The organism is Verrucomicrobiota bacterium (assembly GCA_016200005.1).
Taxonomy (GTDB): Bacteria; Verrucomicrobiota; Verrucomicrobiia; order Limisphaerales; family PALSA-1396; genus PALSA-1396.
The window spans coordinates 1-14,212 of the sequence record JACQFP010000002.1 but is presented as its reverse complement, the minus strand read 5'-3'; the positions used below and the strand labels follow the sequence as shown (position 1 = coordinate 14,212).

Below are 14,212 nucleotides of genomic sequence, written 5' to 3'. Positions count from 1 at the left end.
ATGCAGAATCAGCGAACGCAAGTGTTCCCGTGCAGCTTTGTTCGGCCCGGCAAAACGACCAGTTGGTTCTTGCAACCATGTATTCTTCCTGACGATATTTTGGGCCGTGCAATCCCAGCCCGGTCAAGTGACCCTGCCCGAGTCAGACCGCGTTTTCTGGTGCGAGTCTGTCGGACTGGCGGCTGCGCTCCTGTTTACCCTTTCAAACCAGGCCAGCGAGAATGGATTCACAAACGAACCGAATCCGGACGCTTTGAGGCCCTACCAAATCATCAGTCCCGGGGAACCGCCGCTTTCGCCGGCTGAATTCAATCCGGACGCCGGCGTTGCGCCCATCCGCACCAACTTGTTTGACGAACCGGAAACAACATTGCAGCTCAAGCGTATTCCCAGCCGACCACCGTCGCCATCGCCACCCGCCGTTTTCAATCCTGATCCCGGTGCCGCCTTCCGCCCGCCGCCACCACCCATGAGTTTTTTCACAAATGAATTCACGCTGTTACCATTTAGTGGCGATGCGATTCCCGAAAGTCTGGTATTGCCACGAACTAACCTCGTCAGCCCGCAACTTTTTGTTGTCGAGCCGCCGCCACCGTCCAATTACGGCCGCGAACCGTTGTCCAAGGACCTGACCTTGCCGCGCAGACAGACGCGCAGCAATCAGCACATCCAGTATCAATGGAAAAACCGGGATTATCCCTTGAGCCGTCAGGGAAAAGGTTATCCGCCGAACAGTGAGCCGGAAACGAACCGCTGGCGGATCGGTTTTGCGCCGTGGCGACGCTATGCAACCGGCACAACCGAAACTCCGTACGAAACACCCAAGCCGATGTTGTGGCATCCTTACAAACAAAGCCTGCTGAAAGGCGACACGCCCATCATCGGTCAGGACATTTTTCTGAACCTCACCGCAGGCACGCAGACCGAATTTGAGGCGCGCCGGGTGCCGACCGCCAGCGGCGTCAGCGCATCGAATCCAGGCGCGGCGGAGTTCTTCGGCCAGAGCGAGCAATTCTCCGTGCAGAACAATTTCTCTTTCGCCGTTGAACTGTTTGAAGGCGAAACCGTTTTCAAGCCGGTGCATTGGGCGCTGCGATTGGAGCCGGTCTTCAACGTCAATTACATCGACACGCGCGAGAACAACGTGATCAACCCCAACCCCGTGCGCGGCACGGACCGCACCGATGATTTCATCGCGCTCCAGCAGGCATTCTTCGAACTGCATCTCGGCGATCTTTCTGACAACTACGATTTCATCGCGGCGCGATTTGGCAATCAACCTTTCAACAGCGACTTCCGCGGGTTTATCTTCAACGACGTCAATTCCGGCGCGCGCATCTTCGGCAACATCGACAACAATCGTTACCAATACAATTTCATGGTGCTCGACATGCGCGAGAAGGACACCAACTCGGAACTGAACTCCTTCGACGAGCGCGAACAACGCGTCATCATCGCCAATCTCTACCGGCAGGATTTCATCTGGAAGGGCTACACCGCGCAGCTCAGTTTGCACGCCAACCTCGACGACGGCCAGACGCACTACGACCGCAACGGGAACATCGTCCGCCCCGCTCCGATCGGCACGGTGAAGGAACACGATGTCCACGCTTACTATCTCGGTTGGGCGGGTGATGGCCACATCGGTCGCCTCAACATCAGCCACGCGTTCTACCAGGTATTCGGGCGCGATGAATTCAACGGACTGGCCGGACGCCCCGTGGACATCAACGCGCAAATGGCTGCGCTGGAACTTTCCTACGACCGCGATTGGATTCGCTACAAAGCGTCGTTCTTTTATGCGTCCGGCGACAGCAAAGCCGAGGACGGCAAGGGAAACGGCTTCGACACCATCCTGGATAATCCCAATTTCACCGGCGGCCCGTTCAGTTATTGGGTGCGGCAAGGTTTCAACCTCGCCGGCACGTCGGTGGGCCTGAAGCAGCGGAACAGTCTCGTTCCGAATCTGCGCACGAGCAAAACCGAAGGCCAGGCCAACTTTGTCAACCCCGGCGCATTCATCTTCGGCGTCGGAACTGAAATCGAACTCACCCCCAAGCTTCGCAGTTTTATCAACGTGAACTATATTCGGTTCGTCGAAACCGATCCCATCAAAACCGCATTACTCACCGACAAAGTCGCGCACGAACTCGGACTCGATTGCAGCCTCGGCGTTCAATACCGTCCGCTGCTCACGGACAACATCATCCTCTCTGCCGGTTTTGGAACGTTGATTCCCGGTCGCGGTTTCAAAGACATTTATCAGACCAGCACCGATCCCGTTCCCGGTTACAACCCGCCGAACAATCGCGGGCATGTCGATGATTTTCTTTACAGCGCCATCATGGCTGTGACATTTACCTATTAACCATGCCAACTCTACGCAAAGACCTTATTCGTAGGAGCCGACGTAAGGAGGCTCTAGCTTGTTCTGGAGGAGAATTATGAAACTACATCTAATTGCAGCAGCATTGGGCTTAGCAGGTGTCTTGTACGCCACCGATATAACGGCGCCTTCGTTAACAGAAAAGGAAACTGTCGACGTGAGGCAAAAATTGGAAGCATTTGAAAAAGGCAAGATAACGGTGGAGGATTTAACCGACAAGGCGGAGTGGGGGCGGAAAATTATAGCTTATTACTTGTCACATACGAACGATGTAACCGCGAAGATGAAGCTGCCTATCAGCCGCTCTCTTGCTGCCTTTGAAAAGTACCCTGAAGCAGCGAAGCTCGCGGCGGATTATGTGCAAGTTTACTCAAATGACTGGCGTGGATGGAACATCCTGGGTGGCGCTAACGGTTTCATGGAAAACTTTGACCAAGCGGTGCGCGCCTTTACCAACGCTGTTAGACTAGGTTGTGAGAGTTGTTATGCGCCGCTCGCATTTTACGCTATGCATGTAGATCGGCTAGATATTGTCCAGGATCTTGTTCCCCATCTACTCGTTTTGAAACGATCTAAGGACACGCGGGAAATCAGACCTCTCGATATAGTCACAGCTTTGGCGCTCTACTCATTAAAAGCGAATCAACAAGACATCTTTGTCAAGGCGCTCGATGGAGTGGGCGTTAAGGACATCCTGTCACGAGACGATCTGAAACGGCTTGTCACAGACGGCTGTAAAAAATTCAAGGCTAAAGAAGTTGAAAAGCTCTGCCAGGAATTGGAGAAAGCAAAACAAAAAAATCCCGGAGCTGAACAAAAGTGAACGACGCTCAGCAATTGCGTGTTAGGTGCAAGTTGCGGGCGGCTGTTAGTTTGCTGCTTCTCGCCGCCACACTTTCCTCGTCAGGAGAGGACAACGGCTTTGGCCCGCCGATTTCCGTTCCGCATGATCTGCCGGAGAAAAATGCTGCACCACGGTCGCGCAACTTGATCGATCAAACAGTGGAAGACGCGATGCTCAAAAGCCGCGGTTGCCTTGAATGTCACAAAGGTATCGATCAACCGACGATGCACGCCAGCCCAAACGTCGTGCTCGGTTGCACCGATTGTCACGGCGGCAATCCCACGCCCGGCCTCACGCTGCGCAAAGCCCACGTCCAGCCGCGCAATCCAGTTTTCTGGCAAAGCTCCGCCAATCCGAACGATTCCAGCGTGCTGCTCAATCACGAATCGCCGGAGTTTATCCGCTTCGTGAACCCCGGTGATCTGCGCGTCGCGGATCAATCTTGCGCCCTTTGCCACAATCAACCGCACAATCCGATCATCGACCGCGTTCAACACAGCATGATGAATCACGGAGCGATGCTTTGGGGCGCGGCGCTCTACAACAACGGCGGTTATCCGTACAAGAATTATCGCTTCGGACAGGCTTACGGCGCGGACGGCGCGCCGCTGCGTCTGCTGAATCCTTACGTACCCACGCCGGAAGAAACGCGCACCAACGGCGTGCTGCCGTTCCTCGAACCATTGCCGCGCTTCGCCATCAGCCAGCCCGGAAATATTTTGCGCATCTTCGAGAAGGGTGGAGAGAAACAATTACAACTTGGAAATCCCACTGCGACCGAGCCGCCTGGCCGCCCGTTGCGTCGTCTCTCGGAGCGTGGTCTCGGCACATTGAATCGGATTGATCCGGTGTTCCTCAATCTACAGAAGACGCGCCTGCATGATCCGCTGCTCGGCTTCATGGGTTCGAACAATCAACCCGGCGATTACCGCTCCAGTGGTTGCTCGGCGTGTCATGTGGTTTATGCGAATGATCGCTCGCCCACGCACTCTGGTTACTACAGCAAATACGGCCATCAAGGTTTGAGCTTCAGCGGCGACGCCTCGATTGCGAAAAACGAGCGCGGTCATCCGATCAAGCACCAGTTCACGCGCGCCATTCCGAGCAGCCAATGCATGAGTTGCCACATGCACCAGGGCAATCTCTTTGTGAATCCCTATCTCGGCTACATCTGGTGGGACCAGGAATCCGACGGTGAATTCATGTATCCAAAGAAACAGAAGAACCCGACGGAAGCGGAGATGGCCGCTTCCCTCCAGAAAAATCCGGAAGCCGCCGCGGCGCGCGGATTATGGAGCGATGCGGATTTTCTGGAAAAAGTCGCGGAGTTGAATCCGAAACTGAAACAAACGCAGTTTGCTGATTATCACGGGCACGGTTGGGTCTTTCGCGCCGTGTTCAAGAAAGATCGTCAGGGCAACTTGTTGGAGCTTGACGACAAAATCATTCCTCACGACGACACGCACAAGTTCGCCAAAGCCGTCCACCTGAAAGATGTTCACCTCGCGCGGGGGATGCAGTGCGTGGACTGCCATTTCGAGACTGACGTGCATGGAAACGGTAAGCTCTATGGTGAACCGCGAGCCGCCACCACAATTGAGTGCATTGATTGTCACGGCACGATTGAGAAGCGCCCGACACTCATCACTTCCGGCAATGGCGGACAGATCGATTTGAGCGCGAGTTCGTCGCCGTGGGGTCCGCGATTCGTTTGGGAAGGCAAAAAGCTTTTTCAACGCTCCACCATGAGTCCCGACGTGCGTTGGGAGATTCCACAAACGCTGGACACCATTGATCCGCAGTCCTCGCACTACAACGCCAAATCTCGTTACGCAAAGACGCTGCGTCGTGATGGCGAAACCTGGGGCGACGTACCAGCCTCGGATTGCAAACGCAACCTCGCCCACGACAACTCGAGCATCTCTTGTCAGGTCTGCCACACTTCCTGGGCGACGAGTTGCTTCGGTTGCCACTTGCCAATGCGCGCCAATCAGCGCGTCGCTCTCAACAAATTTGAGGGCATGACGACGCGCAATTATACGCCCTACAATCCGCAAGTGTTGCGCGACGACGTTTTCATGCTCGGCCTCGACAGCACGGTGAAGGGCAACCGGTTGGCCGTCATTCGCTCGTCGAGCGCGGTGCTGGTTGGTTCGCAAAACCCAAATCGCGAGTGGGTTTATTCGCAGCAGCAAACTTTTTCCGCCGAGGGTTACAGCGGGCAGGCGTTCAATCCGCACTTTGCTCACACCACCAGCGGCGTCGGCACGACGAAGAATTGCACCGATTGCCATCTCTCCAAACAAAACGACAACAACGCGATCATGACGCAGTTGCTCGGCTTCGGGACGGGCACGGTGAACTTCTTCGGGCGCTACGCCTACGTCGGCGCGGGCGCGGACGGTTTGTATGGCGTGGTCTGGACCGAACCGACCGAACCGCAGGCGGCCATCGGCAGTCACTTGCACAAACTGGCTTACCCCGACAATTACGAGGCGCACCAGGCGGCCAACCGCCAGTTAAAGGAAACCGACCATCATCACGCCAAGGACATTCAAGACCTGACCCTGCGCGGCGAATACCTTTACGCCGCCAACGGGCCGGATGGTTTGGAAGTTTTCGACGTGGCGAACATCGACCAAAAAGGTTTTTCCGAACGCATCGTGAACTCGCCGGTTTCACCGCTTGGACAGCGCACCTACGTCCGCACCAAATACGCCACGTCCGTTGCACTGCCCAGCACGCTGGCACTTGATCCTGCGCGCACGCGTCTGCCGGAAAATGAGGAGCAGCCGATTCACCCGCTCTACGCTTACGTTTATGTCACTGACCGCGAGGAAGGGCTGGTCATCGTCAACGTCGCCACGCTCGTCGATGGCAACCCGGACAATAATTTCCTGAAAAAGGATCTGGTGTTTAACCCGGAGGGAAAACTGTTCGGCGCGACACACTGTTTCGTCGCCGGCCATTGGCTCTACATCACTTGCGCGCGCGGGCTGGTGGTGGTGGACATCAATGACCCGCTGCAACCACAGATCGTGGGCGAGCTCACTGGCGACTTTTTGAAAAACCCGCGCGCTGTCGCCGTTCAATTTCGTTACGCCTTCGTCACCGATGAAGAAGGATTGAAAGTCATCGACATTACCGAACCGACGAAACCCACCGCCATTCCCAATGCCGTCGTGAAACTCAACAATGCGCAGCGATTCTATCTCGCCCGCACTTATGCCTACGTGGCGAACGGCAGCGAAGGACTGGCCATCATCAACATCGAAAATCCGGAGCGGCCAAAACTCGATCAGATGTTCAATGCCAGTGGTCTGATGAACGACACGCGCGCCGTGCAGGTGGGCGCGGTCAACGCCTCGATGTTCGCGCTCGTGGCCGACGGCAAAAACGGATTGCGCGTCCTCCAACTCATCTCCCCCGACACCGTGCCCGGCTACATGGGCTTCAACCCGCGCCCCAACCCGCAACTCATCGCCACGTTTCCAACACACGGCGAAGCGATTGCCGTTTCGCGCGGATTGGACCGCGACCGCGTCGTGGATGAGACCGGCAATCAGACCGTGGTTTTTGGTCGGCGCGGCGCGCGCCCGTTCAAAGTCGAAGAGATGGAAGCGTTCTATCGCCACTACGCCGACATTTATCCAACGAATCAATTTGCCCGACGAACCGGCAAACTGTATCAGGTGGACGACCTCACCTTGCGCGATGGACAATTGGCCACCCGCTCAGGATCAGCACTGAAACCGCCGTTTGAATTCAAAGCCGAGCCTGAAGCCTTTCCCAACCGTCCGCCATCGGAACGGCTGAATCGCAGGGGCAGATGAATCGGCGATTCATTTAGGGAAACCTTCGCGCTACGCCGAACGCGCGATTCACGGCACGAGGATTTGCCGCCTTTGTCCGGCGCGGATACGAATTCACGCTTCACGTAAATTCCTGTGGACTACATCCTTTGACAAGCGCAAAGTTAATTCCTGAAAGTTGTTAGACTGCGAACCGCGCAGCTAATCTAAAGGTTAGGCGTTGCTACCGTGAATCGAACGATACTGATTATCATTATGGGCCTCTTCTCGTTTCTCTTTGGCTGCTCCAAGGCCCAGCCCCCTGCCCCGAAAAAAAATCCCGCCGATGCAGGTCGCGATCTGCGCACAATGATGCTCACCACGCCCACGGAAAAGACGGGAGAAAAACCCACCAAAGAATTTCCGCGCATTTACGGCATCCTCATGGATTGGCCCATTGGCGAACAGACAGCTACGGTCTTCTCCACATCTACTGGAGCTGCCAGTCTCTACACAACATCCACTTTCGGCATAATCGGGGGTGAGGGGCACGAGACTGTTCGTGCTGCCGCGATGAGTTTCGTCCGAGCCGCCGACAGCTTTTTCGACGCCTCAACACCAGCGACTGAGTATCCATACCCAACCGCCGACCGCGTTCGCTTTTACTTCCTTACTTTCGGGGGTGTCCGAGTTATTGATACTGATTTGGCGTCCATCAATAACCGCTCGAGTAGGTATGCCGAGCTTTTCGGACTTGGCCAGGCAGTGCTGACCGAGTTACGCCGCATCACGGAAAAACGTCAATGAACGCAACTCCTAATCACCAAAGGATGGCAAGGACCGGAGCGCGGCGGTGGTGTGACCTTGCTGTGGGGTGTGATCGCGCGGAGCGTCCAATAATTAGATAGGCTGCGAATTTCCTCTCTCGCCAATTGCATCCCACCTGCTTCGTCGCTTTTGTTCATCGGTCAGGCGATGCGATTGCTCTCCTTGACCCGCGCGCTCAAAGCCGTTAGACCTTCCCGCAGACAAAAAACCATGCCGACAAAAACAATCATCAAACCGGTGCAATCTCCTCCGGCAGTCGGCCCTTACAATCACGCCGTGCGCGTGGGCGCTCACGGTGTTGATTGCCCCCCTCATTTGGACACTGATACGATTGGGCGTCCGGCTGCGACTGCCAGCCTTCAGGCCGGCTGCAGCATTTCAATCTTGTTGATGTGAATGAGCGGGACGTGGACAACCCGGTCGAAGATGCCGTCCGGCCCTGCCACCGCGCCGAGGGTCACCAGCGAACGAGACAGCAGCACAAAATCCTCGTGCGGGATGTCGTAGGTGGCGCCGCCTGTGACGAAGATGCGAAACGGCACAAACGGTCGCTGCTCCAGCAGGCTCTTGAATTCTTCCGTGCGCATGACTGAAGCCTACCTTCGCTTCGCGTGATGTCAACCTTGGGTGACGATGAGAAACCCGATCCAACGAAGGAGTTTTACATTCCTTGCACTCGATTGCGGCCCGCAGATGAATTTGAAGGTTGGCAGGCGCGGTGATTTGAAGTTTATTCAGTCCACATCGAAACCGAGTTATGGCAACCAAATCCATCATCAAGCCGGCGAAATCTGCTCCCGCCGTCGGCCCATACAATCACGCCGTGCGCGTTGGCGACCTGCTATTTTGCGCGGGACAGATTCCGCTCGACCCGGCAACCGGAAATCTAGTAGTCGGCGACATCAAGGCGCAGACCGAGCGCGTGCTGCAGAACGTCAAAGTAATTCTCGATGATCAGAAACTGACTTTCGCCAATGTGGTCAAGAGCACGGTGTTCATGACAAACCTCGCGGACTTCGCCGGAATGAACGAGGTTTACTCGAAATATTTCACCAGCGATTTCCCGGCGCGCTCGACGATTCAAGTGGCCGCGTTGCCCAAGGACGCGAATGTGGAGATTGAAGTGGTGGCGCATTTCTAAAATGGTAGGGACGCTGCGCTGCGGCGTCCGGTCGGCGCAGCGCGCCGACCCTAGCTGACGAAAACGGGCGCGTATGAAATCAAAAAAGACCTGGCGAGAAAAACTGGCTACGAGCAAGGACCTGCCGAAGACGATGGTGATTCCCGCGCCTTCCGAGGTGGACGCTTTGATGAAGCAAGTCCCCAAAGGGCGGGTTGTAACTATCAACGAACTTCGCGCCGCGCTGGCGGCGAAGCACAAGGTGACGTTCGCCTGTCCCTTGACCACCGGGATTTTCTCGTGGATTGCGGTCCACGCCGCCGCCGAGGCTGAGGCTGAAGGCGACAAACGTGTTACCCCTTATTGGCGGACGCTGAAGACCGGCGGCGAGATCAATCCCAAATATCCCGGCGGCGCGGGGGGCGTCGCCAAACGATTGCGCGCTGAAGGACACAAGGTCATTAGCAAAGGCAGGCGCGTCTTCGTCGCCGACCACGAGAACAAACTTTTCACCCGATTGCGATGAATCTGCCTGAGGGAATGAAGCTCGCAATCGCGTTCGTCATCGGCGGCGGTCTGGGTCTGCTTATCGGTTGGCTGTTTGGCCGTGGACGCGGCGGAGCATCGGCAGACCGCCGGTTAGAAGCGGACCTTCAGCAAAGGCTCGCGCAACGCGAGGCGGAGTTGAGCCAGTCGCGCGCTGAGGCCATGCAGATTAGAACTTTGCTGGCCACAGCCCAAGCGAATCAGGCAAGCGCGGAGAAACTGTTGGGCGAGCAGCGCGCGTTGCATGAGCGCGCGACGGCCGAGGCGAAAGAAGCGCAGGCAAAAGCACTGGCGGATTTGCGAGAAGCATTTAGGGCATTGAGCGCCGAGGCTTTAAAGCAGAGTGCGCCGGAGTTCTTGCGGTTGGCGGAACAAAGTTTTGGCAAGTTACAGGAAGCGGCGAAGGGCGATCTGGACAAGCGGCAGGAGTCCATCAAGGTGTTGGTCGAGCCGCTGAAGCAGCAGTTGGAAACCTACCAGAAACGGTTGCAGCAGAGCGAGGCCGCACAGTCCTCCACACTCGGTGAGGTGAAGAAGCAACTGGAACTACTCTCGCAGCAAAGCCAGTCGCTCGCCAGCGAGACGCAGCAGTTCCGCATGGTGCTCAAATCCAGCCAAGCGCGCGGTCGCTGGGGCGAGGAAACCCTACGCCGCGTCGTAGAAGCCGCCGGCATGAGTGCGCACTGCGATTTCACCGAACAGACGCAGTCGGACGACAAAAAGCCCGACCTCATCGTTCGTCTGCCGGGCGACCGGTTCATCATCGTGGATGCCAAGGTGCCGGAACTGGAATTCTTGCAGGCGCTGGACAGCGCGGACACGACGAAGCGGGCCGTGGCGCTGGCCGCCCACGCGGCGAAGTTGAAGGCCACGGTCAAAGCACTCGCGGACCGGGATTATCCGAGCCAGTTCCCGAACGCACTCGATTATGTCGTTTTGTTCGTACCGGCAGAATCACTGTTCAGCGCCGCGTTGGAAGGCGATCATGATTTGATTGTGTGGGCCGCCGGCAAGCGGATACTGCTGGCGACACCGGCCTCTCTGATTGCGCTGCTGCGCTCCGTGGCCGTGAGCTGGCAGCAGCACGCGCAAACGGAGAACGCCCAGAAAATCGCCGAGGCTGCGCAGGAGTTTTACACGCGCGTGGTGAAGTTCACCGAGCATTTCGAGAAAATCCGCTCAGGTCTGGAAAGAGCCAACAGCGCATTCAACGACGCGGCCGCGAGCTTTCAAACCCGCGTCCGGCCGGCCGGCGAGCGATTCGTTGAACTCCGCGGCGGGGCGGCGGGCAAAGAGTTGGCTGACGTGCAACCACTGGACAACACTTTGCGACTGCCGCCCTCAACTTCGTCAGCAAGCGAGGGTTGAAGCCGAAGGAAACAGTGTTTGAAAAAGTTACCCGCCAATTTTCTGACCCTTGCGCTGGTCGCTTTCTTTGCGGCCACGTTGCCGCTCCACGCAGTCGGACCGACAGCAGCGGAGCTTGCGGTCAAACTGGATGCGTTGAAGGAAACGGTCGTGGCCGAGGTCACGGCGGCGTTGAAAACCAACGCACCCAAGACCAGTTACACGACCATCTGGCGAGATTACGAAGATGCAGCCATTGACGCACTGTGCTTCGTATTGAAGAAGCACGTGGAATCGCTCACGGACAATAATTTTGATAGAGGTAGATCCGGGAAGGAAAAGAATCGACTGGCGGACCTGGCGATTGTCTGCGGCAACCAGCAGATTGAAGTTTCAATCAAGACGGCGCGGCGATCAGCCAATCCAGAGAACGACATGGGGACGTTTCATGAACATCCAGCCAGAAAGAAAATCTTTGTCGCCTCGTTCACGTTGTGGGTGCGGTATGACGACGCCGGCAAAGCCATCAGCACGGATCAGGTGTTTTTTGATCGGACGTGGAAGTTCGTGGGAAAATCCTCGCTCGTGGATGGCGTGAAGTATCGGAAGAAGGACGGCAATGTGCGTCCCAAACCGTGGGCGATGTTTGATGCGGGAACGGCGTACTGGAAAACGGAAGAGGAGTTCGAAGCGGCAGTGAAGCGCGCGGAAGTTTATCGCGCGAACGAGGTGATCAATGAACATCTGCGCGAGCTGAGTGAGGAAGATCAACGGTTGTTGTATGAGCGTTTGAAAGGAAAGTTCGGAAGAGAGACCCACCCCTGACCCCTCCCCGGAGGGGAACTGCACAACGCGTTACAAGCGGTCAACGAATTTCTGCATGGCGGCTTCCTGACGTTCGATGGATTCGACGAGTTTGAACTGCGTGCGGCTACGGTCCAGATTGTGACCAGGACGGTGGATGCGAAAGTAGGTGTCGCCACTCAGGAAGTCGGTCAGGAAGCGGATGCCGATTTCGAAGGTGATGAGTTTGCCGGCAAAGGCGAGGTGGGATTTCTCGGCGCGCGTCAGGAACGTGCCGGCGGTGGAAAGATAACCTTGGGCGAGTCGCTTGAAAGTCGGCATGTGCATTTTGACCTTGGAAAGGTCGCGCTCGTCTTCGAGGGTCGGGCTGGTGGTCGTGCGAACCATGTCGCCGAAATCGTAGAGCGCGCAGCCGGGCATGACGGTGTCGAGATCGACGACGCAGCGGGCTTCACCGGTGAGCGTGTCGAGCATTACGTTGTTGAATTTGGTGTCGTTGTGAGTGATGCGTTCGGGGATTTTGCGCCTGGCCATCGCGTTGAGGATGACGTCCACGATTTCCTCGTGCGCGAGCGCGAACTTGATTTCGGAATACGCCTCTTTGGCGCGGTTGAGGTGGTCCTTTTCGATAGCTTGATGCAAGACGGTGAAGCGTTTTCGCGTGTTGTGAAAGTTGGGGATGGTTTCGTGGAGCCGCTCGCCCGGGAGGTCCACGAGCAGGCTCTGGAATTCGCCGAAGGCGCGTCCGGCTTCGAAGGCCTGGTCAGGTGTCTGCACGGCTTCAAACGTTTCGACGCCTTCGATGAAGACAAAAGTGCGCCAGTATTCGCCCTCACTGCTGCGATAAAAGGACTGACCAGCGCGCGTCGGAATGACGATCAAAGAACGACGCGTGATGTCGCGGGCGTTGCGTGATTCGAGTTTGCGGCGGATGTGGGTGGTGACGCGCATGACATTCTTCATCACGGCGGGCGGGTTCTTGAAGACACCTTTGTTGATCTTCTGGTGGATGTAACGGACGCGCATGCCGCCCTGGTCGTAGGTGGCGGAGTAGGTCTCGTTGATGTGACCGATCTTGAAGGTCTCCGCGTGGAGGATTTCGCCGTAGATCTGGAATTGCTTCGAGATTTCCTGGAGCTGCTTTTCCTGGTAAGCCATAGGTGTCTTGGTGGGGACAAGGATGGCGCGGGCGGGGACGGTTGGCAATTGGAATCAGCGAAAAGTTGGAAAGCTGCAAACAAAAGAGCCGAAGTTTTTGACTTCGGCTCGGAAAGATCTGGCGACAACCTACTCTCGCGGAAGCTATACAACCACTACCATCGGCAAGGCTGTGTTTGACGGCCGAGTTCGGGATGGGATCGGGTCGGACCACAGCTTTATGGTCACCAAAAAGTCTTAGCAGACGGCCACAGCGCCTTCGCCGCGCCAGGTCTGCAAATTGTTAAAGATCAATTCGCGTGATGCGCTTCTGCTTCCGCATCAGCGTGTTCTCTGAAAACTACACATAGCAATCATTGGAACTAATTTATATTCGCGAGTTAAATTCGCTTTTCCTTGATAAAGGAAAAAGCGATCAAGCCGCACGACCGATTAGTATCAGTCCGCTAAACGGATTACTCCGCTTGCACGCCTGACCTATCAACCCGGTGGTCTGCCGGGGGTCTTCAGGGACTTGCGTCCGGGAAACAATATCTTGGGAGGAGCTTGGCACTTAGATGCTTTCAGCGCGAATGAACCCCTCAAGTTTCCTGCGCCCACAGTGGATAAGGACCGAACTGTCTCACGACGTTCTGAACCCAGCTCGCGTACCGCTTTAACCGGCGAACAGCCGGACCCTTGGGACCTTCTCCAGCCCCAGGATGCGATGAGCCGACATCGAGGTGCCAAACCGGATCGTCGATATGAACTCTTGGATCCGATCAGCCTGTTATCCCTAGCGTACCTTTTGTCCGTTGAGCGACGGCAATTCCACATTAAACCGTCGGATCATTTGGGCCTGCTTTCGCACCTGCTCGACTTGTAGGTCTCGCAGTTAAGCACTCTTCTACCCATACGCTCGACGCATGGTTACCAACCATGCTGAGAGTACCTTCGCGCTCCTCCGTTACAATTTGGGAGGAAACCGCCCCAGTCAAACTGACCCGCACGCACTGTCCCTCTCCTGGCGAACAGGCAGAGGTTAGAATCCTAATTAATAAAGAGTGGTGTTTCACATTGCGACTCTGCGGCAACCGAAGCCACCGCTTCAAAGTCTCCCACCTACGCTAAGTATCAATGACCAGAACACAATATCAGCTTACAGTAAAGGTGCATAGGGTCTTTCCGTCCTACTGCGGGCAGGCGGCATCTTCACCGCCGTTACAATTTCGCCGAGATCCTCTCCGAGACAGCGGTTCAGTCGTTACACGATTCGTGCAGGTCGGAACTTACCCGACAAGGAATTTCGCTACCTTAGGACCGTTATAGTTACGGCCGACATTCACTGGGACTTGGACGCCGAGCTTCGCCCTTGCGGGCTAACAAAACGCCTTAATCTTTCAGCATTG

The 14,212-nt window shown here is 56.2% G+C and carries 10 protein-coding genes and 2 rRNA genes; 8 read left to right on the top strand and 4 right to left on the bottom strand.

The genetic code is table 11. The annotated features are described in order from the left end of the window. Positions 1-127 precede the first annotated feature (127 nt). The 4 genes from HY298_00275 to HY298_00260 all read left to right on the top strand — a co-directional run bounded on the left by HY298_00275 (position 128) and on the right by HY298_00260 (position 7,828). Positions 128-2,368, top strand: a complete 2,241-nt coding sequence (locus HY298_00275; GenBank protein MBI3848714.1) for a hypothetical protein — start codon at positions 128-130, stop codon at positions 2,366-2,368. A 76-nt stretch (positions 2,369-2,444) separates the two neighbouring features. Beyond that, a complete protein-coding gene (locus HY298_00270) occupies positions 2,445-3,209 on the top strand; it encodes a hypothetical protein (GenBank protein MBI3848713.1) in 765 nt (254 codons plus the stop codon). A 191-nt stretch (positions 3,210-3,400) separates the two neighbouring features. Continuing rightward, entirely contained in the window at positions 3,401-7,063 is a 3,663-nt protein-coding gene (locus tag HY298_00265; GenBank protein ID MBI3848712.1) for a hypothetical protein, read from the top strand. 207 nt (positions 7,064-7,270) lie between these two features. Further along, a complete protein-coding gene (locus HY298_00260; GenBank protein ID MBI3848711.1) occupies positions 7,271-7,828 on the top strand; it encodes a hypothetical protein in 558 nt (185 codons plus the stop codon). A gap of 380 nt (positions 7,829-8,208) precedes the next feature. Here HY298_00260 and HY298_00255 read toward each other — a convergent pair whose 3' ends face one another. Next, on the bottom strand, positions 8,209-8,436 hold the full coding sequence (locus HY298_00255) for a hypothetical protein (protein ID MBI3848710.1): 228 nt from the start codon (positions 8,434-8,436) through the stop codon (positions 8,209-8,211). 170 nt (positions 8,437-8,606) lie between these two features. Between HY298_00255 and HY298_00250 the strand changes: the two genes are divergently transcribed. From HY298_00250 to HY298_00235, 4 genes are all read left to right on the top strand, one after another. Further along, positions 8,607-8,990, top strand: a complete 384-nt coding sequence (locus HY298_00250) for a reactive intermediate/imine deaminase (protein ID MBI3848709.1) — start codon at positions 8,607-8,609, stop codon at positions 8,988-8,990. Positions 8,991-9,063: 73 nt separating this feature from the next. Continuing rightward, positions 9,064-9,495, top strand: coding sequence for an MGMT family protein (locus HY298_00245; GenBank protein ID MBI3848708.1), 432 nt, complete (start codon positions 9,064-9,066; stop codon positions 9,493-9,495). Further along, entirely contained in the window at positions 9,492-10,883 is a 1,392-nt protein-coding gene (gene rmuC, locus HY298_00240; protein MBI3848707.1) for a DNA recombination protein RmuC, read from the top strand. The genes HY298_00245 and rmuC overlap by 4 nt, the downstream gene beginning before the upstream one ends. Positions 10,884-10,901: 18 nt before the next feature. Then, the gene (locus tag HY298_00235) at positions 10,902-11,687 is read left to right on the top strand and encodes a hypothetical protein (GenBank protein MBI3848706.1); all 786 of its coding nucleotides are present in this window, start codon (positions 10,902-10,904) and stop codon (positions 11,685-11,687) included. Between the two features lie 30 nt (positions 11,688-11,717). On the opposite strand, the gene HY298_00230 is transcribed toward HY298_00235, so the two are convergent. The 3 genes from HY298_00230 to HY298_00220 form a co-directional block, all read right to left on the bottom strand. After that, positions 11,718-12,824 (bottom strand): aminoglycoside phosphotransferase family protein, encoded by a 1,107-nt coding sequence (locus HY298_00230; protein ID MBI3848705.1) that lies wholly within the window; start codon positions 12,822-12,824, stop codon positions 11,718-11,720. Positions 12,825-12,940: 116 nt separating this feature from the next. Further along, positions 12,941-13,056 (bottom strand): 5S ribosomal RNA (rrf, locus tag HY298_00225). Between the two features lie 180 nt (positions 13,057-13,236). Further along, positions 13,237-14,212, bottom strand: a 23S ribosomal RNA gene (locus HY298_00220); the annotation flags it as partial.

Excerpts from the sequence above, each read along its gene's own strand:
- HY298_00270 (MBI3848713.1), top strand. The coding sequence starts at position 2,445 with ATGAAACTACATCTAATTGCAGCAGCATTGGGCTTAGCAGGTGTCTTG.
- HY298_00265 (MBI3848712.1), top strand. The coding sequence starts at position 3,401 with ATGCTCAAAAGCCGCGGTTGCCTTGAATGTCACAAAGGTATCGATCAA.
- HY298_00255 (MBI3848710.1), bottom strand. The coding sequence starts at position 8,436 with ATGCGCACGGAAGAATTCAAGAGCCTGCTGGAGCAGCGACCGTTTGTG.
- HY298_00250 (MBI3848709.1), top strand. The coding sequence starts at position 8,607 with ATGGCAACCAAATCCATCATCAAGCCGGCGAAATCTGCTCCCGCCGTC.
- HY298_00245 (MBI3848708.1), top strand. The coding sequence starts at position 9,064 with ATGAAATCAAAAAAGACCTGGCGAGAAAAACTGGCTACGAGCAAGGAC.
- rmuC (MBI3848707.1), top strand. The coding sequence starts at position 9,492 with ATGAATCTGCCTGAGGGAATGAAGCTCGCAATCGCGTTCGTCATCGGC.
- HY298_00230 (MBI3848705.1), bottom strand. The coding sequence starts at position 12,824 with ATGGCTTACCAGGAAAAGCAGCTCCAGGAAATCTCGAAGCAATTCCAG.